Annotated in this window: 17 protein-coding genes and 2 tRNA genes; 7 read left to right on the top strand and 12 right to left on the bottom strand. The window is 65.4% G+C overall.

Going from position 1 to position 19,351, the window contains the following annotated elements:
- Positions 1-305 precede the first annotated feature (305 nt).
- The 4 genes from ACWEO2_RS05430 to ACWEO2_RS05415 form a co-directional block, all read right to left on the bottom strand.
- Positions 306-378: transfer RNA gene (locus tag ACWEO2_RS05430), tRNA-Glu, on the bottom strand.
- 156 nt (positions 379-534) lie between these two features.
- Positions 535-606 (bottom strand) — tRNA-Gln (locus ACWEO2_RS05425).
- A gap of 133 nt (positions 607-739) precedes the next feature.
- Positions 740-2,212: a glutamate--tRNA ligase gene (gene gltX, locus ACWEO2_RS05420; RefSeq protein WP_452404250.1), complete on the bottom strand. Its 1,473-nt coding sequence runs from the start codon at positions 2,210-2,212 to the stop codon at positions 740-742.
- 13 nt (positions 2,213-2,225) lie between these two features.
- The gene (locus ACWEO2_RS05415; RefSeq protein WP_452404249.1) at positions 2,226-2,999 is read right to left on the bottom strand and encodes a fumarylacetoacetate hydrolase family protein; all 774 of its coding nucleotides are present in this window, start codon (positions 2,997-2,999) and stop codon (positions 2,226-2,228) included.
- A gap of 361 nt (positions 3,000-3,360) precedes the next feature.
- Between ACWEO2_RS05415 and ACWEO2_RS05410 the strand changes: the two genes are divergently transcribed.
- Positions 3,361-4,542: an MFS transporter gene (locus ACWEO2_RS05410; RefSeq protein ID WP_452404248.1), complete on the top strand. Its 1,182-nt coding sequence runs from the start codon at positions 3,361-3,363 to the stop codon at positions 4,540-4,542.
- A gap of 297 nt (positions 4,543-4,839) precedes the next feature.
- The gene (locus tag ACWEO2_RS05405) at positions 4,840-5,322 is read left to right on the top strand and encodes a hypothetical protein (protein WP_452404247.1); all 483 of its coding nucleotides are present in this window, start codon (positions 4,840-4,842) and stop codon (positions 5,320-5,322) included.
- A gap of 362 nt (positions 5,323-5,684) precedes the next feature.
- On the opposite strand, the gene ACWEO2_RS05400 is transcribed toward ACWEO2_RS05405, so the two are convergent.
- The 4 genes from ACWEO2_RS05400 to ACWEO2_RS05385 all read right to left on the bottom strand — a co-directional run bounded on the left by ACWEO2_RS05400 (position 5,685) and on the right by ACWEO2_RS05385 (position 10,485).
- A complete protein-coding gene (locus ACWEO2_RS05400) occupies positions 5,685-6,287 on the bottom strand; it encodes a Uma2 family endonuclease (RefSeq protein WP_452404246.1) in 603 nt (200 codons plus the stop codon).
- 171 nt (positions 6,288-6,458) lie between these two features.
- Positions 6,459-7,466: a 3-isopropylmalate dehydrogenase gene (locus ACWEO2_RS05395; protein WP_452404245.1), complete on the bottom strand. Its 1,008-nt coding sequence runs from the start codon at positions 7,464-7,466 to the stop codon at positions 6,459-6,461.
- 273 nt (positions 7,467-7,739) lie between these two features.
- Positions 7,740-9,338 (bottom strand): phosphoglycerate dehydrogenase, encoded by a 1,599-nt coding sequence (gene serA, locus ACWEO2_RS05390; RefSeq protein ID WP_452404244.1) that lies wholly within the window; start codon positions 9,336-9,338, stop codon positions 7,740-7,742.
- A gap of 760 nt (positions 9,339-10,098) precedes the next feature.
- Positions 10,099-10,485, bottom strand: coding sequence for a hypothetical protein (locus ACWEO2_RS05385; protein ID WP_452404243.1), 387 nt, complete (start codon positions 10,483-10,485; stop codon positions 10,099-10,101).
- Between ACWEO2_RS05385 and ACWEO2_RS05380 the strand changes: the two genes are divergently transcribed.
- A complete protein-coding gene (locus ACWEO2_RS05380; RefSeq protein WP_452404242.1) occupies positions 10,486-10,725 on the top strand; it encodes a hypothetical protein in 240 nt (79 codons plus the stop codon). It abuts the gene before it with no gap.
- A 69-nt stretch (positions 10,726-10,794) separates the two neighbouring features.
- On the opposite strand, the gene ACWEO2_RS05375 is transcribed toward ACWEO2_RS05380, so the two are convergent.
- Complete coding sequence (locus tag ACWEO2_RS05375; protein WP_452404241.1) at positions 10,795-11,289, bottom strand: winged helix-turn-helix transcriptional regulator; 495 nt, start codon at positions 11,287-11,289, stop codon at positions 10,795-10,797.
- Between the two features lie 462 nt (positions 11,290-11,751).
- Here ACWEO2_RS05375 and ACWEO2_RS05370 point away from each other — a divergent pair, with 462 nt between their 5' ends.
- The 3 genes from ACWEO2_RS05370 to ACWEO2_RS05360 all read left to right on the top strand — a co-directional run bounded on the left by ACWEO2_RS05370 (position 11,752) and on the right by ACWEO2_RS05360 (position 15,154).
- Positions 11,752-13,203, top strand: a complete 1,452-nt coding sequence (locus tag ACWEO2_RS05370) for an amidase (protein ID WP_452404240.1) — start codon at positions 11,752-11,754, stop codon at positions 13,201-13,203.
- 340 nt (positions 13,204-13,543) lie between these two features.
- Entirely contained in the window at positions 13,544-14,764 is a 1,221-nt protein-coding gene (locus tag ACWEO2_RS05365) for an IS110 family transposase (protein ID WP_452404239.1), read from the top strand.
- Between the two features lie 9 nt (positions 14,765-14,773).
- Positions 14,774-15,154, top strand: coding sequence for an inorganic diphosphatase (locus ACWEO2_RS05360; protein WP_452404238.1), 381 nt, complete (start codon positions 14,774-14,776; stop codon positions 15,152-15,154).
- Positions 15,155-15,282: 128 nt separating this feature from the next.
- Here ACWEO2_RS05360 and ACWEO2_RS05355 read toward each other — a convergent pair whose 3' ends face one another.
- A complete protein-coding gene (locus ACWEO2_RS05355) occupies positions 15,283-15,486 on the bottom strand; it encodes a cold-shock protein (RefSeq protein WP_040693519.1) in 204 nt (67 codons plus the stop codon).
- Positions 15,487-15,848: 362 nt separating this feature from the next.
- Entirely contained in the window at positions 15,849-16,586 is a 738-nt protein-coding gene (locus tag ACWEO2_RS05350) for a TetR/AcrR family transcriptional regulator (RefSeq protein WP_452404237.1), read from the bottom strand.
- 155 nt (positions 16,587-16,741) lie between these two features.
- On the opposite strand from ACWEO2_RS05350, the gene ACWEO2_RS05345 reads away from it, so the two are divergent.
- The gene (locus ACWEO2_RS05345) at positions 16,742-17,410 is read left to right on the top strand and encodes a hypothetical protein (protein WP_452404236.1); all 669 of its coding nucleotides are present in this window, start codon (positions 16,742-16,744) and stop codon (positions 17,408-17,410) included.
- A gap of 92 nt (positions 17,411-17,502) precedes the next feature.
- Here ACWEO2_RS05345 and iolD read toward each other — a convergent pair whose 3' ends face one another.
- Positions 17,503-19,344: a 3D-(3,5/4)-trihydroxycyclohexane-1,2-dione acylhydrolase (decyclizing) gene (gene iolD, locus ACWEO2_RS05340; RefSeq protein WP_452404235.1), complete on the bottom strand. Its 1,842-nt coding sequence runs from the start codon at positions 19,342-19,344 to the stop codon at positions 17,503-17,505.
- Positions 19,345-19,351: the final 7 nt, after the last annotated feature.

Raw genomic sequence — 19,351 nt, 5'->3', positions numbered from 1 at the left:
GCACCCCGCGACCAAGAACCACCAGCCCGGCACCCACCCAGCCGAAACCACGAGTCCAGTCCCCTGCGAACCCTCTGCGAACCCCCACAAGACCGGCACCAACACGACCGACAACCCCATCGCGGGAGCCACCTAGCCGACTCCAGGAGTCCGCGATCCCGGTCCGGGGGCGAAGCCCTCCGGCCCCACTCGGGGGTCCGGAGGCGAAGCCCTCCGGGTAGGGGCGTGGGGGTTCCACCCCCACAAAACAATGCGAAAACGAGCAAGGCCCATGCTCTCCATGAGCATGGGCCTTGCACTCGTTGTAGCCCCGACGGGATTCGAACCCGCGCTACCGCCTTGAGAGGGCGGCGTCCTAGGCCGCTAGACGACGGGGCCAGGACTCGACCTCCCACATTTCTGTGGGCGATCTTTCCATTTCGATCTTTCGATCAGTGGAAGCTCGGTTAGCTTAGCGGACCGAAGCTCGGCGACCAAATCGCCGGATGCTGAACAACTTTCGGCCGCGAACCGAGAGACGAACAACATTCTCCGCTGGGGTACCAGGACTCGAACCTAGAATGGCTGAACCAGAATCAGCTGTGTTGCCAATTACACCATACCCCAATGACCAGGACGTTCGACCTCGTGTCCGGCTGACCCGAGGCCCTGTTCCGAGCCGAGAAGAAGAGTACCAAACCGCATACGGTTAACTACAAATCGGCTGGTCAACGCCCTGTTTTTCGGTCAAGTCCGGGTTTTACGCGGGCGCGGTCCACGCCAGCGCCGAGCGCAGCCGAGCCAGGCTGGTTTCGCGGCCGAGCAACTCCAGGGACTCGTACAGCGGCGGGCTGACGTGCGAACCCGTCACCGCCACTCGCACTGGCGCGAACGCCTTGCGCGGCTTGAGCCCCAGATCATCGATGAGCGTGGTTTTGAGCACATCCTCGATAGCGGAGGTGGTCCAGGCCGGCAATGGCTCCAGCGCGGCGATGGCGGCGTCCAATATCGGCGTGGCATCGGGGCCGAGGTTCTTCGCCCCTGCCGCCGGATCAATCGCGAACTCTTCACCGGGCGCGAACAAGAAACGCAGCAGATCCCACGCATCGGACAACACCACGATCCGGGTCTGCACGAGTTCGGCGGCCGCGGCGAACAACTTGTCGTCGATGTCGGCGCCGATGTGACCGTGTTCGGTCAGGAACTCACGTAAGCGGTGCGTGAAATCCCCTGGCTCCAGCAATCGGATGTGTTCGGCGTTGAGCGAGTCTGCCTTCTTCTGATCGAAACGTGCCGGATTCGAATTTACTTTCGAGATATCGAAGGCCGCCACCATCTCCGCCATCGAGAAAACATCGCGATCATCCGCGATGCCCCAGCCGAGTAACGCCAGGTAATTCAGCAAACCCTCCGGGATGAATCCCCGATCCCGATGGACGAACAGATTCGACTCCGGATCGCGCTTGGACAACTTCTTGTTGCCCTGCCCCATCACGAACGGTAGATGAGCGAACTCCGGAGTGAACTCTGCAACACCGATCCGCCGCATCGCCGCATACAGCGCGATTTGCCGCGGAGTTGAGGAAAGGAGGTCTTCCCCGCGCAAAACATGGGTGATCTTCATCAATGCGTCGTCGACCGGGTTTACCAGCGTATAGAGCGGATCGCCATTACCGCGGGTGAGTGCGAAGTCGGGCACCGTACCCGCTTTGAAGGTGGTTTCGCCGCGCACCAGATCGTGCCAAGTGATGTCCTCATCGGGCATCCGCAACCGAATTACCGCCGGACGTCCGGCAGCGCGATAGGCCTCGATCGCCTCCGGGGTGAGATCGCGGTCATAGTTGTCGTAGCCGAGCTTCGGGTCCCGACCCGCGGCGCGGTGGCGCTCCTCGACTTCTTCGGGCGTGGAGAAGGATTCGTAGGCCTCACCGGCCGCCAGCAACTTCTGCACGATCTCCATGTGCAGCTCGCGCCGCAGCGACTGCCGGTACGGCTCGTAGGGTCCGCCGACCTCCGGACCCTCATCCCAGGTGAGGCCGAGCCAGCGCAGTGCGTCCAGGATCGCCCGGTAGGAGTCCTCGGAATCGCGTGCGGCATCGGTATCTTCGATGCGGAAGACGAACTTGCCGCCGGTGTGGCGGGCGTACGCCCAGTTGAACAGCGCCGTCCGGATCAGGCCGACATGTGGCGTCCCGGTCGGTGACGGGCAGAAGCGGACCCGTACTTCAGTCATGGCTCTCTTTCGACTAGCGCTTGGCGGCAACAGGATTGGTGAGGGTTCCGATGCCCTCGACGGTCACGGACACGTTCTGCCCCGACTGCAGCGGGCCGACGCCCTCCGGGGTTCCGGTGAGGATCACATCACCGGGCAGCAACGTCATCACCGTGGTCACCCACTCGATGAGTTTCGGAATATCGTGCAGCAGAAGCGAAGTGCGGCTGCGCTGGCGGACCTCGCCATCGACTTCGGTGACGATCTCCAGATCCGAAGGGTCCAGCGAGGTTTCGATCCACGGGCCGAGCGGGCAGAAGGTGTCGTAGCCCTTGGCCCTGGTCCATTGGCCGTCGTGCTTCTGCTGGTCACGGGCGGTCACATCGTTGGCGACGGTGTAGCCGAGCACTACATCGAGCGCACGGGCGGCGGGCACATCCTTGCACGGACGGCCGATGACGATCGCCAGCTCACCCTCGTAGTCGACCTGGGAAGAGCTGGGCGGCAAGATGATCGGCGCGTTCGGGCCGATGATCGAGGTGCTCGGTTTCATGAAGATCACCGGGTCGGCGGGTGCGACACCACCCATTTCGGCCGCGTGCGCGGCGTAGTTCTTGCCGATGCAGACCACCTTGCTGGCCAGAATCGGAGCGAGCAGGCGCACATCGGCCAGCGGCCAATTCCGCCCGGTGAACGTCGGCGTACCGAACGGATGTTCCGCGATCTCTTTGGCGACGCTCTCGCTCCCCTCCCCTTCGATACTGACGAAAGCGACTCCATCGGGACTGGCGATTCGACCTAGACGCATGCCCGGCAGTCTATCGACCCCCGTCGACCTGCTCGAACGCGCTGTGTCCAATTGTCGCGCCGATGACCGCGGCGCGTTCGCGGCGGTCGGAGTCGCGCGGTCCGGGCCGTCGGGACTCGCGCTGTGACGCATGCGATTCGGACATCCCGAGTTCATGGCCGCGCCTTCGCGCAGACGCCAGCCGGGCCGCGAACCGTCTCGCTCCGCAGGCGTCGACACCGCGGCTCGGCTCGGCGTCGAAATTGTGAGGAGATCGACAACCCGCCCCCCGAAATCAGGTTGCCCACCGGGTGTACGGTAAGGCCCAATGTTCATAAGCTGAGAACTCAGTCCCATATTTTGAGATTCCAAGGTGAGGTCGATGGCTACTACCGTGGCGCAGCCGCGCGAGGTCCGACGGTGGTCCATGCTCGGACTCGGCGTCTTCGCGCAGGCATCCAGTGCCGTGTTCATCCACGGGGTCCCATTTCTGCTGCCGGCGCTGACCGCTGACGGCATGCCGCTGGCGACCGCCGGATTACTGGTGGCCATGCCGACGGTCGGGCTGGTGTGCACGCTCATCGCGTGGGGCTATGTCGTCGACCGGATCGGCGAGCACAAGGTGTTGGTCGGCGGGCCTCTGCTGATGTTCGTCGCGGGCGCGGCGGCGGCAACGGCGTCGAATTACCTCGCGCTCGGCGCGCTGCTGTTCTTCGGCGGCGTCGGCGCGGCGAGCACCAATGGCGCCAGCGGGCGGGTGATCGTCGGCTGGTTCCCGCCACATCGACGCGGGCTGGCCATGGGAATCCGGCAGACCGCACAGCCTTTGGGTGTCGGCGTCGGCGCACTGGCCATTCCGGCGGTGGCGGCCGAACACGGTGTCTCGGTGGCCATTCTGGTGCCCGCCGTCATGGCGGGCGCGGCCGCGCTGGGCTGTTTGGTCGGTATCGTCGATCCACCACGCCCCACGGGTGCGGCCGTGGACCGGGCCAACCCCTATCGCGGCGATTCCACACTGTGGCGCATACACGCGGTGTCAGTGCTGCTATGCGTTCCGCAAGGCACCGTCTGGACTTTCGCATTGTTGTGGTTGCATCGTGACGTCGGCTGGTCGCTGCCGGCGGCGGGCGCCCTGATTACCTGCACCCAAATCCTCGGCGCCCTAGGGCGAATCGGCGCGGGCGCGTGGTCGGATCGCGTCGGCAGCCGACTGGGACCGCTGCGCACCGTCGCCATCGCCGCCGTAATCACCATGGCCGCCTTGGCTTCGGCCGCATGGACCCATGCCTGGTGGGCCGCGATCCCGCTGCTGATCGCCGCATCGGTCATCACTGTGTCCGATAACGGCTTGGCCTTCACCGCGGTCGCCGAAATCGCCGGACCCTACTGGAGCGGGCGCGGACTCGGCATCCAGAACACCGGCCAGAACCTCGCAATAGCCGCCATCCCACCGGCTTTCGGCGCACTCATCACCACCAGCGGCTTTCCCGCCGCGTACCTACTGGCTGCCGTGCTGGCGACGGCGGCCGTGCCGCTGGTTCCCGCCGATCGACGATCCGAGTAACGGCCCCTTACGAATTCGCGCCCGCCCCGGTCTGCCGGGGCGGGCGCGATCCAGGTGCACCGATCACATGCGACGGTCCGCCGATGCGACACGAGCCTCGCGCTTTCCGAATCGTGCAGCACCGAGAACCGACAGTGACCCGACAGACGTCGTCGCATCAATCTCCGCGCCCACTGGAACCCAACGCAGGCTCCCCAGCATTCGCGGCGCATCGAACCAACCGGATCCGCCCCTCCGATCGCATGGCTATGTAAATCCAGCCTTGACAAGGCCCCGACGTCAAGTCAGGCTTTACATATGCCTGATGAACGCCAACACATAGACCCACAGGACGAGCGGGCAATGCTCGGAAAGTTGTTGTCCGCCAATGCGGAACTGGTCGTGGGCGTGCTGCGTCCAGAGGAGGGGCGGCCCAGCGTGCCGGTGCTGGCCGCGCTCACCGCGACCCGAAACTTGAGCCGCCTCGTCGACGACATCCTGCACACCCTGGCCCGGCAGGCCCGCGATGAAGGCCACACCTGGGCCGAAATCGGCGATCTCCTCGGCACCTCACGCCAAGCGGCCTTCCAGCGCTTCAGCGGCCCGATGCCCCCAATGGGACCGTTCCCGCCACCCCCGGCGCCACCCGGATTCCCAACGCCGCCCGGCATTCCCATGCCCCCAACCCCGCCAACACCACCCGGATTCCCAACCCCACCGGGTCCGCTCACCCCACCCACCATGCCGACACCACCCAACATGCCGAAGCCGCCCATCCCGCCAGCTCCGCCCACCGTCTAGTTCCGATCAACGAATCCCCTACCACCGCAGGGATTCATCACCAACACCTCGTTCCACCGACACGGCAGGGTCACCAGCCGCTGCGCCCGACGACACCGTCGCGAGACCGTCATGACCGAGCAATTCCCGCCCACCGCCGTACAACTGGCCGAACGGACCGGGCGCGGATCGGCCATTGCCGAATCGGTCAGTGCGGCAGCCACTCTCATCGAATGGCAGCATCTCGCCGGTGAAGTGTTCGATGTCATTGGGCCGATCGCCGGGTCGGTGGCGCGCATGCACGATGTCATCGCCGGTGCCTCTATGAGTCGATTCGCGGTATCGCCGCGGCGGTCGGTGGCGCGCTGGCCGAGTGCGATTGATCAGATCTCGATCAGGGCAGCCGGGTCGAAACTCACCCGGAACGGTGGATCCGCCTGGATCTGCGCAGTGCACACCGTTCCCGCCACCACTACTGGACTAGCGCGAAAGACGCCGTCCGCGAGCAGCATTCGGTGGATCCGGACCTCCGGATGATGTTCGACGATCCAGTATTGCGCAATATCAATGGCCGCGTATTCGCGAACCTTCCTGACCCGATCGGTGCGCTCGCTACCGTTACCCGGTGCGACGACCTCCACGGCGAGTAGCACTTCCCTGCCCAGGATGACCCTGGGGGTTTCGGCGACAATCGCCGCTCGCGCAGTATCTCTCGGGATCACCACGATATCTGGCTTGCGCACACCACTCGGGGTGCCAACTTCCCAACCGCCGCCTATACATATATGCACAGCCGCCCCGACCGCCGCGGCGTCGATGAGCCGCCCGAGCCGCTGCACCACGAAGTTGTGTCGGGCACCGGTGGCGACCGCGATCAACCATCCGTCCTCGAGTTCGAACCCTCTACCGCCGTCCGGTAGGTCGTGCAGATCAACTTCGGTATAAGGTCCGAATCCCCGCCCACGCAGCACCCGACGCTCACTCATCGGACCGCCCGGTGGCCGGAGACGGGTCGCGTCGACACGTCGATGCGGAGGCCATTCATCGATGGTTCGCGCTCGCGGAGCCGAATTCAAGTGTGTGCCAGGCCCCCTCGCGGTTCGCGAATACGCAAAGCCCGCACCCGAAACCGTCGAGCGCGGGCCTTGCGGGAAGTATCAGACCGCCGCGGCGATCCGATCCCCGACCTCGACGGTCGAGGCCGCACCACTGCGCGACGCGAGATCCTTGGCAACCGCGGCCTCGATCCGGGCGGCCGCCTCGGTATTGCCGAGGTGGTTGAGCAGCAGCGAAACCGACAGGATCGCGGCGGTCGGATCGGCCTTGGACTGACCCGCGATATCGGGAGCACTGCCGTGCACCGGCTCGAACATGCTCGGGTTGACGCCGGACGCGTCGATATTGCCGCTGGCCGCCAGGCCGATACCACCGCTGACCGCCGCCGCGAGGTCGGTGATGATGTCGCCGAAGAGGTTATCGGTGACGATCACGTCGAAGCGGCCCGGATCGTTGACCATATGGATGGTGGCGGCGTCGATGTGCTGGTAGGCGGTCTGCACCTCCGGGAATTCGACCGCGACCTCGTTCACCGTGCGCTGCCACAGCGAACCGGCGAAGGTCAGCACATTGTTCTTGTGCACCAGCGTCAGGTGCTTGCGGCGCGCCTGCGCCTTGGCGAAGGCGTAGCGCACCACGCGCTCGATGCCGAAGCGGGTATTGGTGCTGACCTCGGTGGCGACCTCATGCGGCGTCTCCACCCGGATGGCGCCGCCGGTACCGGTGTAGGGCCCCTCGGTGCCCTCGCGCACGACAACGAAGTCGATATCCGGATTGCCGGCCAGCGGACTGGTCACGCCCGGGTACAGCTTCGACGGCCGCAGGTTGACGTGGTGGTCCAGCGCGAAGCGGGTGCGCAGCAGCAGTCCGCGCTCGAGCACACCGCTGGGCACCGACGGATCGCCGATCGCGCCGAGCAGGATCGCGTCATGCTGCTTCAGCTCGGGCAGCACCGAATCCGGCAGGATCTCCCCGGTCGCATGGTAGCGACGGGCACCCAGGTCGTATTCGGTCTTCTCGACACCCGGCTGCACCACATCGAGCACCTTGAGTGCCTCCGCGATGACCTCGGGACCGATCCCATCACCGGCGATAACAGCAAGCTTCATAACAAAATGCTCCGTTCAATTTGCCGACCGCAGTCGTCGCAGGATCGCGGGATATGGTTCGCCCGCCCGTATTCGAACCGCGCCGCACGCCTGCCGATCCATGCGTTCGCCCTGGCATCGCGCCGGGCGAACAGCAGCAAGGTCACCGTACTTGGTGCCCTGGGCCGAGCCGCGGGCGGGCGCGACCAGCGCGGTGCCATTCATGCACCGCGCGCCGCCACCAAAGGTAACGGCGCGCGGCTGGCTCCTGAGCCGGGGCTCGAGCCCGGATTGTCAGAACAGGTCGACCAGGACGATCTTGGCGGCGCCGACGGATTCCGCGATCGCGGCCTGGACGTCGGCGGGGACTTCGCGGGCCACCCGCAGAACCACGGTCGCGCCTTCTTTGTCGACATCCTGGCTCAGCTGTGCGGCGAGGATATCGATCTCGGCCTCACCGAGCTTGGTGCCGATCTTGCCCAGCGCGCCCGGCCGGTCGTCGTAGTTCAGCACGGCCAGGTTCAGGCCCTCGGCGCGCATATCGTAGTTGCGGCCGTTGATGTTGACGATCTTCTGCACCAGCTGCGGCTCGGTCAACGTGCCGGCCACATTCAGGGTGTGGCCGTCGCCGAAGACCGCGCGCAGGTCGACGACGCTGCGATGGCTCGGACTCTCCGAAATCTTGGTGACCTCGGCGCTGATGCCACGGTCCTTGGCCAGCGCGGGGGCGTTGACGAAGGTGACCTGGTCCTCGACCAGCGCGGAGAAGATGCCGCGCAGCGCCGACAGCTCCAGCACCGCGACATCCTGCGCGGCCAGTTCGCCGCGCACCTGCACCTCGACACTGACCGGGAGCTCGTTGGACACCGCGCCGAGCAGGTGACCCTGCTTGCGTACGATCTCCAGCCACGGTGCGACCTCATCGCTGACGGTGCCACCGGTGACATTCACCGCGCCCGGCACGAATTCACCAGCCAGGGCCAGCAATACGGACTTGGCGACATCGGTGCCCGCGCGGTCCTGCGCCTCGGCGGTGGATGCACCCAGGTGCGGGGTCACGACGACCTGCGGAAGATCGAACAGCGGGCTGTCGGTGCACGGCTCGGTGTCGAACACGTCCAGGCCCGCGGCGCGCACGTGACCCGACTTGATGGCGTCGGCGAGCGCCTGCTCGTCGACCAGCCCACCGCGCGCGGCATTGACGATGATGACGCCAGGCTTGGTCTTGGCGATGGCTTCCTTGCCGATGATGCCCTTGGTCTCGGGGGTCTTCGGCAGGTGCACCGAGATCAGGTCGGCGCGCTCGAGCAGTTCGTCCAGGCTGAGCAGTTCGATGCCGAGCTGGGCGGCGCGGGCCGGGGAGACGTAGGGGTCGTAGGCGATCACCTTGGTCTCGAACGCGGCCAGGCGCGCGGCGAACAGCTGGCCGATACGGCCGAGGCCGACCACACCGACGGTCTTGTCGAAGATCTCGACACCGTTGAACTTGCTACGCGCCCAGGTGCGCTCGCGCAGCGTGGCGTCGGCGGCCGGGATCTGGCGGGCCGCGGCCAGCAGCAGCGTGACGGCGTGCTCGGCGGCGGTGTGGATGTTCGAGGTGGGCGCGTTGACGACCATGACGCCGCGCTCGGTGGCCGCGGGCACATCGACATTGTCGAGGCCGACGCCGGCACGGGCGACGATCTTCAGGTTCTTCCCGGCCTCGAGCACCTCGGCGTCGACGGTGGTCGCGGAGCGGACCAGCAGCGCGTCCGCCTCGGGCACCGCAGCGAGGAGTGCCGGGCGGTCGGGGCCATCGACCCAGCGAACCTCGACACCGTCACCAAGCGCGTCGACGGTCGACTGGGCGAGCTTGTCGGCGATCAGAACAACAGGACGGCCTGCTTGGCTCACTGTGGGTTACTCCTGGGAGGAAGAGGGGTAGGCATTTACCGCCGACCAGCTTAGTGGGCGCGAAATCGCAGCGCCCTACCCCCTGGTAGGCAGCCGCCGTCAGTGCCGTCGCCGGATCCGGCAAGGCGAAGCCCCGCACCATCAGGTGCGGGGCCTCGACTCGTCTCGCGCCGAATCGAACGGCACGGATACGGCCGAAACCAATCGGCCGCAACAGCGCTATCAGCCGCCGAACGAACCCGTCCACAGGGTGTTGAGAATACCGTGCAGAGCAGCGCTACCGGTGGAAAGCAGGCCGTTCAGGGCAGCAGAACCGGTGTCGATGATAACGGGGATCATGAAATTTCCTCTTCGTCGAAAACAAATCCAGTCGAACTGGCTGACACATGGCACATCGAGGCTTACGCAAATCCGGTTACGGATTTCGGCCGGATAGTGACGCAGACTACATACTGCTTTTCAATGTGATCTGGACAACCGTCCATCATGGTCTTGAGCAGGCAAGATTCAGCCAATCGCAGGTCAGACATCCTTTTTCGAGCCATAATTAGCTCCGCAAAAGATGATCTCTGAGAGCTCTCTAAGAGAATGTTTCGAACCGTCTGAGACCTATCCGAGATAGGACTGACCAATCGGCGGGAATCCGGCAAATCTCGAACAAATCCAACGGTGCTGCCATCGAGTTGCGTGGCAGCGCTATTAGTCGGCGCGATACATCAGATATGTGCACCCCAAAATCAGCGCGACAGCAAGCGCGGCGCTACCGAAATACACCGGCAGCAGATGGATGAACGCGGTGTAGTGGATGAAGAAGTGGATCACCAGCACACTGGCCGACCCGGCAACGGTCGCACCGAGCAACGTCCACCACACCCATGCCTCGCCACCAGCCCCACAGACCGAGCAGCACGATCGCCACCGTCGTCGCCATCAGCGCGCCGCCGAATCCGGCACGGTCGTGGGCGATGAACGGCAGTAGGTGTGCGTTGGCGGACTTCAGCGTGGCGGCATCGGTGTGCATGAACTGTAGATCGGTCGGCCCGAAGACAAAGGTGAGTCCTACGGTCGAGATGACGACACCGCCGATGAATACGCCCACCCCCAAGGCGATCATCACTAGCTGACCGACCAGCGCACGTCGACGCACTTGTTCCGAACACTGCGGCGGCTGGTTACCGCGATCACCGAGCTGACCGAGCTCAAATCACGCACCCGCGAAATGGGCAGCGGCACAGTGCCTGTGCCGATCGCCGAGTTCATCGCGGACGAATTCGACCGCGCAACAGCCGCTTTCCCGAAGACGGCGGATCGGGATCTGGAGCGAGCCCGCGAGATCACCGCCGACTTCTTCCGCAGGGAAGTCCTCGCTACCGGAGATGAGCTGTAGCGCTCAGAACTCGGCCGCGCCGTCGACAGGCCGTGCGGCCGGATCTGGTGCGCACGCCGCAGCGCGATATCACCCCGCGGCGACCGCGTCGGCATAGGCGCGCGCCAACCGCTCGGTCGCGGTCGGGGCATCCGGCTCGGGGCGGGGCACGCCGAGGTGCGATTCGCGCAGCTCATCCATGAAATCGGCGCACAGCTGCGGCCCGCCCTCGGCCAGCAGTTCCGCGCGTACGCGCAGGCGCTTGGTCGTCGGTCGATGCCGCAACCCCCATGCGCCAAGCTGCGCCATGATCGGCACCAACTGAATCGCGGGCTCGGTCAGCCGGTACTCGGCCTTCTGCCCGGGACGGACGTCCTCGCGGCTGAGCAGTCCGGCCGCGACCAGGCGCTTGAGCCGGTCGGACAGGATATTGGATGCGATGCCCTCCTCCGATCCGGCGAGCAGTTCGCGGAAGTGGCGGCGGTTGCCGAACATCACGTCGCGCAGCACCAGCAGCGTCCACCGATCGCCGATCACCTCGATAGTCGCGTTGATCGGGCAGCCCGAACGTCCCTGATCGCGCATCTGATGCTCCCTCGATCGAAATCGCCGCTTGCATTCTACAACCAGCTGTATCTTCTCCATACGCATCTGATTGCAAGATGCAATCAGATTGTACTGATGAAGCTGTCCGGGCATACGTCGGTTCGCAGCCTCGCGAAGTGCGCGCTGGTGTCCGATGGAAGTCTCCCGAACTTCCAGGCCGACACCGATCCCGCTGCGCGGCGGCATGGCCAGTCGTCGGGTGAATAGTCTGTGGCCGGGCAGGAACATGATGAGTATTGAGACATCTATCCCGTTGTGCGAATCGGCATTTCATGTCCTGCCCTCATGGAGTTGGCCCGCTGCCGACGCTGTGAGCTGGGGTGGACCGTCCTCGATGGCAGAACGAGCGTGTGACTTCACCGGTGCAGGTGGTCCGTTCGACTTTCCGTTGTGCGAATCGGCATTTTATGTCCTCTCCGGCGGGCCAATAGCGTCGGATTCATGGATTGGAATCTTCAGTCGGCGGAAGAACTCGCGGCCGCCTTGCATGCTCGTGAAGTGACATCGGTGGAACTGACCGAGGAGGCGATCGCCCGTATCGAGCGGGACGACAAGGCGATCAACGCGATCTGTGTCCCGGATTTCGACCGTGCGCGGGCCGCCGCGCGCAGCGCCGACCAGGCGCGCACCCGCGGCGAGGATCGGCCGCTGCTCGGTATTCCGGTGACGGTCAAGGAGTCCTACGATATCGCCGGGCTGCCCACGACCTGGGGCATGCCGCAGCACGCGAACTACGTACCGGCCGAGGATGCGGTACAGGTGTCGCGGTTGAAGGCGGCCGGCGCGGTGCTGCTCGGTAAGACCAATGTGCCGTTGATGCTGCGAGATATCCAGAGCTTCAACGAGATCTACGGCACCACCAACAATCCGTGGGATCACGGCCGCACGTCGGGTGGGTCGTCCGGGGGTTCGGCGGCGGCCCTTGCGTGCGGATTCGGCGCGCTGTCCATCGGCTCCGACCTCGCCGGTTCGCTACGCACCCCCGCGCATTTCTGCGGCGTCTACGCACACAAGCCGACCCTCGGACTGGTGGCGAACCGCGGCATGGTCGCGCCGCCCGCGCCGGCCTTGCCGGTCGATCTCGACCTCGCCGTCGTCGGTCCGATGGCTCGCAACGCCCGCGACCTCACACTCCTGCTCGACGTGATGGCCGGACCGGACCCGCTGACCCACGGCGTCGCCTACGACGTCGCACTGCCGCCCGCGCGCCACGAGCGGCTGTCGGACTTCCGTGTCCTGATCATCGAGGACCATCCGCTCATTCCGACCGGATCGGCGGTGCGGGCGGGCGTGAACCGGGTCGCCGAGGCGCTCGTCGACGAGGGCGCCCGCGTCGAACGGCACAGTCCGCTGCTGCCCGATCCGATCGAAGCGGCGACGCTCTACATGCTGCTGATGCTGTCGAACGCCGCCGCAGGTCTTTCCGTCGACGTGTACGAACAGCTGCAGACCCACGCCGCCGCCCTGAGCGTCGACGACCGGAGCCTCGACGCGGCCCGGCTGCGCGGCATGGTGCTCAGCCACCGTGACTGGGTCGAGGCGAACAACCGTCGCGAACTCCACCGCCACGGCTGGCGGCAGCTCTTCGCCGAGTTCGATGCCGTGGTGTGCCCCATCACGCCCACTCCCGCCTTCCCGCACGACCACAACGGAGGTCTGGAGAACCGGCACATCGACATCGACGGCGTCGAGTACCCGTACTTCGACCAGCTCGTCTGGGCCGGTGTGGCCACCATGCCCGGCCTGCCCGCGACCGCCATACCCGCGGGCCGGTCCCCCGAGGGGCTGCCGGTGGGAGTGCAGCTCATCGGTCCGATGTTCTCCGACCGCACCCCGCTGCGGCTAGCCGAACTGCTCGAGCAGAAGATCGGCGGCTTCCAGGCACCGAAGTAGGGCGTGCTACCGGGTGTCCGTCGAGGACGAGGTGCGGATGACGAACGACAAGCTGGTCGCGGTCGGTGATTCCCGCCCAGATCGGGCAGGTGGAAGGCGTAGTACCAATCCCCGTTATCTTCTTCGCGGCCCTTGAACGAGGGCTACGGTCGCCAGGCCCGGTATGACTTCTTGCCCCTGTCGTTCGCATGATCCGGGGGGTGGTGTCGCCGGGCTGGTGGCGTCGACGGACCGCTGATGGGGACAGGGCCGAGGGTAGGTCTCTTCATAACGTGGGTGCCGGGCGTCGATGCCTGATCGGCGACCGGTCCTGGTTTCGACACGATGAAGGAACTGCGAAGTGGCACAGGCGTATGCCGTGTTCTGCGGCGTTGACGTTGGTAAGGGCGAACACCACGCGGTCGGTCTCGATACCGGCGGCAAGCGGTTGTTCGACAAAGCACTGCCCAACGACGAAACCCGGCTACGAGCGGTGTTCAACCAGCTCGCCGCGCACGGTCCGCTGCTGATCGTGGTCGATCAACCCAACACCATCGGCGCCCTACCGGTCACCGTCGCCCGCGCCAGCGGCCACGACGTCGCCTACCTGCCCGGCCTGTCGATGCGCCGCATCGCCGATCTCTATCCCGGACAAGCCAAAACAGACGCCCGCGACGCCTACATCATCGCCGACACCGCCCGCACCATGCCGCACACGCTGCGCCGCGTCGACACCGGCGACGAAACCCTTACCGAACTCGGTGTCCTGGTCGGCTTCGACGACGACCTGGCCGGCGAGGCGACTCGCACCAGCAACCGCATCCGAGGCCTGCTCACCAGCATCCACCCCGCGCTCGAACGCGTCCTGGGCCCACGCATTGCCCACCCGGCCGTGCTGGAGATCCTGTCCCGTTGCGGCGGACCAGCCGGGATCAGGGCTGCTGGAAAACGCAAACTCACGACGATCGCGACCAACCATGCCCCACGCATGGGCGCGCGACTGGTGGCCGAAATCCTGGCCGCGCTGCCCGCACAAACAGTCACCGTCCCTGGCTCCAACGCCGCCGAAATCGTGCTGCCCAAACTCGCCGATTCATTGAAAACGGTTCTGCTGCAACGCAAGAGCATCGCTGAAGATATCGAGAGGATGCTCGATGACCACCCTCTTTCCAAGGTCCTGACCTCGATGCCCGGCGTCGGAGTCAGGACCGGAGCCCGCATCCTGCTCGAAGTCGGCGACGGCTCAGCCTTCGCCTCGGCCGGCCACCTCGCCTCCTACGCAGGCATCGCCCCGGTCACCCACCGATCCGGCAGCTCCATCCGCGGCGAGCACCCCGCCCGATCCGGCAACCACAAACTCAAACGCGCCCTGTTCCTGTCCGCGTTCGCCGCTCTGCACGACCCAGCCAGCCGCGCCTACTACACGCGAAAACGCGATGAGGGCAAGAAACACAACGCCGCCCTCATCTGCCTCGCCCGCCGTCGCTGCGACGTCCTCTACGCCATGCTCAAGACCAAACAGCCCTACCGCAATGCCTGCCCGACCGAACGATCAGGCCGCAACGTCACCTCCTGCCGATAGCCTCGAACGATGACCGACCCGCGCCCGCTCACCGAATCCAAATCGCTGACGCTGGCACGCCAGTTCCTCGGCCGCACAGTCGACCTCACCATCGACCGACCCTACGGAAGCCACCACCCCACCTGCGGATTCCTCTACACCGTCAACTACGGATTCGTTCCCGGAACGCTCGCACCCGATGGCGAGGAACTCGATGCCTACTTCCTCGGCCCCACCGAGTCCATGACCTCCGCAACCGGGGCATGCATCGCGATCATCCACCGACTACACGACGATGACGACAAGCTGATCGTCATCCCGACCGACCACCTCCACCCCGATGACGCAGCGATCGCCACCACAGTCGAGTTCCAAGAAGAACCCGGGCGCTACATCATCGTCCGGTCATGACCACCCCACACACCGAACCGGCACTTCCGAATCACCAACACCCTTGACGAAAACCATAGGGACACCCCCCCGAAACGACGAGAGGCCCGCACCCCCTGCCGGGTGCGAGCCTCCTAAGTCACGCTTGATCAGATAGCGCGGACGTCCTGGGCCTGCGGACCCTTCTGGCCCTGGCCGATCTCGAACTCCACGCGCTGGCCCTCTTCGAGGGACCGGAAACCCGAGCCGGAAACGGCCGAGTAATGCACGAAGACGTCAGGGCCGCCTCCGTCTTGAGCGATAAAGCCGAAGCCCTTCTCGCTGTTGAACCACTTCACACTGCCTTGAGCCATGTTCTTTACTTCTTACTTCCTGTTGGTGAGCCGAGCAGATCACTTCGATGAGCCCGGTCTCACGATCAACAATGCCATCATCCGACGAATTCAGCCACATCCAGCGGTGGTGACTGTGAGCAAGCCGACGTTGGCGATGGGCTGCGGCTGCCGCCGCAATGCCGGATCCACAGTGCCGGCTACCCTGCCTACACTACTAGCTCAGAGCACAGATCAGCCGGTCAGCGCACACTTTTAGCTATCACCGCAGGCTCCGGCGGTGATCCCAGCAACCATTCTCGGCACATACTTCGGACCGATCCTAAGAAGTTGTAAAGAAAATACGCGATGGGACGCTTTCGCGCGCACTAACTGGTCGGTTTTCAGTTTTGTGACCGCGCCCGATCGATCGCCGCGGCGACGCCATCGAGGACGAGTTCGAGGCCGAAGGTGAAATCCGCGTCGGGATCCTCGCGCGGCGCCTCCCAGATATCGGCGGCGAATAGCCTTGCGGCATCGGGAAATCGTGCCGGATCGACCAACTCGACAAGATCGCGGCCGTAGTTCTGTTCGACCTGCGTTTGTTCGAGACCGGCCGCGCGGCTGCCCACTTCGAGTTCACTGGCAAGTACGAATGCCTGCCGGACATGGCCGCTGACCACAGTGATCACGCCGACCTTGGCCGCCCAGTCCAGATCCGTATCGCGCAGACAGCGCAGTCCCGCATCCATCCATCCGATGGCGTTCGGGCCACGCGGCGGACCGGCAATGGGCAGCCGGGCCAGCCAGGGGCGTCGCTGGAAAGTCGCTCGCTGCGCCAGCGCCCAGCGGCGCAGATGTGTGCGCCAATCCCCACGCGGCTCTGTCGGTTCGATTGCTGGACCGAAGCCGAGATCGGCCATGAGCACGATCAGCTCATCCTTGGAGCCGATGTAACGGTAGAGCGACATGGGCGTGACCCGCAATGCCGCCGCGATCTTGGGCAGAGTCGCGCCGGACAGTCCGTCCCGATCGGCCAGCGCCACGGCGGTGCCGACGACGCGGTCGACGTCGAGTTCGGCCGGGCGACCGAGGCGCGGTCCGGTCGGCAGCCGCCACAGCCTCCGAAGTTCGTCGGGCATGTTCGGTTCCGCCACCGTCCTCCGATCTCGCTGTTCACAGATTCGGCGAACTTTAACATAGGCCTTATAGTATAAGTCATATACTATCTACCGCGGCGAGCCTCGAACCTGCGGGGACCGCACTTCAGGCATTGCCCTTTGGAAGGCGAAAACATATGGACGCCAGAGCTATTCGTCGCACAACCGGTGTCGCCGGCCTCATCGCCGCGCTGCTGATGTTGGTCGAGTTGCCGCTGTACTTCGTCTACAACGGCGCGCCGCCGGACTCGAATGTGTTGACCCGCAGCCTGTTCGGGCTCACCGGACTGACCCTGCTCATCGTATTCATCGCCGGGCTCGGCCAGCTGTTGAAGCAGACGGCGTATGACTGGGTGGGCACGGTGGCCGCGACCGCCGGGCTGTTGTGGTTGGCGGTCGCGTTCGTCGGAACCGGACTCGAGGTCGGCGCGGTGATCCAGGCGCCGGACCCGATCGATCCGACCATCACGGTCAGCGGCACCTACATCCTGTACGGCACGATTTCACGGCTATTAGAGGGATTGTTCCTGGCGGCCTTGGGATTTGCGGTGTCGCGGACCGCGATGCTGCCGCAGTGGGTCGGCCGGTCGGCCTTACTGCTCGCGCTGGTCAACTTCGCATTCGTACCGTCGCTATTCTTCGGGAATGCCCCGGCGAATTTCTATGCGGCCAACGGATGGGGCACGACGGCGACGGTGGGTGGGTTCACCATGCTGTGGATTCTGGCGGTCGGCATCGCCATGGCCGTGCAGCGGCCTACAGTTGCCGCGAGCACCCAGGCGGCCGAGGTCCAGCGGGTGTCCTAGGCTGTGATATCGCCCGCGAATTCGGTGCGCCCGTCGCCGTCGGGGTCGGGAACCGGGCGATCCTGTCGCCGCCCGGTGTGGTCCATTCCGGTTCAGCCGTTCAGGTGGCGCACCTGCCTCGACTTCGACTCGTCGTACGCCACGCGACCGGATAGGTGTTCCGGCACGCCGACCTCCCACCAGGCGCCCGCCTCGGTCCATGCCGATGGCTGAGTGCGCACGACAACGACCGCCGGACGGGACTCGCCGAGGGCGGCGGCGCGGGCCCGCGCATACGCGCCACGGAACTCGACCAGGTCGGTCGCGGTGAAGACCGCACAGCCCAATGATCGAGCATGGCCGACGAAATCGACCCGGGGCGGCCTGGGATGGTTGGTCCGACAGTCGGCATAGAAGTTGTTGAACGGCTCGCCGCCCTGCCCCTCCTGCAGGCGCGCGATCACCGCGTACCCATCGTTATCGCAGACCACCGCGACGAACCGGTGGCCAGCGAAGGCGGCCGAGAACAGTTCGGAGTTCAGCATCAGATAGGAGCCGTCGCCGAGCATGGTGGTGACCAGGCCGTGCACATGCGCCATGGCCGCGCCCCAGGCACCGGCGAGTTCGTACCCCATACAGGAGAATCCGTATTCGACATCCATCGTCGGGACGGTGCCGGTGGCGCGCCAGCCGCCGATCAGTTCGCCGGGCATACCGCCCGATGCGGTCATGACATAGTCGTCCGGTGCGCTCAATTCATTGACGATGCCGACGATTTGGGCATAGCTCGGAGTGCCGGGCGTGGGAGCGCGCAGCTTATCGATATGGGTGTCCCAGGTGGTTCGGAGTTCTTCGGCGCGGGCGGACCATTCGGCGTCGACTCGCCAATTCGCGAGGTGCGCAGTCAGTTCCCGCACAGTCGCATCGGCATCGCCGACAACCGCGAGTGCGCCGTGCTTCACCGCGTCGAAACGGGCCGTATTGATGGTGACCAATCGGACGTCGGGGGCGAAGACGGTCCAGGACGCGGTGGTGAAGTCCTGTAGTCGAGTGCCGATGGCCAGCACCAGATCTGCTTGTGCGGCAGCGGTATTGGCCGATGTCGAGCCCGTCACACCGAGCGGGCCGGTGAACAATGGGTGATCGTGCGGCACGAGGGTCCGGCCCGCTGTCGTCTCTGTGATCGGAATACCGTGCCGCTCGGCGAATTCGAGTACCAGTCGGCCCGCACCGGAATAGCGGACGCCGCCGCCGAGGACCAGAAGCGGACGTCGCGCCGAGCGCAGCGCGTCGGCGGCTTCGGCCACTACCCGCGAGTCGGGGCGGGCACGCGTGATTCGGTGCACGACCGGCTCGAACAGTGCCTCGGGGAAGTCATAGGTCTCGGCTTGCACGTCCTGGGGCAATGCGAGCGTCACCGGTCCCGCATCAGCCGCGTCGGTCAGCACCCGGGCCGCTTGGGGCAGGGTGGCGATCAATTGTTCGGGGCGCGTGATGCGGTCGAAGTATCGGCTGACCGCGCGAAACGCGTCATTGACGGTGACGGTGGGGTCGCCGAAGTGCTCGACCTGTTGCAGCACCGGATCCGGTGCTCGACTGGTGAAGGTGTCGCCGGGAAGCAGCAGCAGCGGTAGGCGATTCGCATGAGCGACACCGGCCGCCGTCACCATATTCAGTGCGCCGGGACCGATCGAGGAGGTCGCGATCCCGACCTGACGGCGGTGGGTGGCCTTCGCCAGACCGACCGCCGCCAAGGCCATCCCCTGCTCGGTATGCCCACGCCAGACCGGTATTTCGGCACTGCGCTCCTGCAGCGCGGTGCCGAGCCCGAGCACATTGCCGTGCCCGAAGATCGCGAAAACGGCCGGGAACAGGGGTACTTCACGACCATCCAGGGTCTCCGAGCGCTGGGCGACCAGCCAGCCGACCAATGCCTGCGCCATCGTCAACTTCATGCGAACC

Source organism: Nocardia sp. NPDC004278, assembly GCF_053602975.1.
The sequence above is the reverse complement of the archived record's forward strand: the minus strand, read 5'-3'. Positions and strand labels throughout refer to the sequence as shown.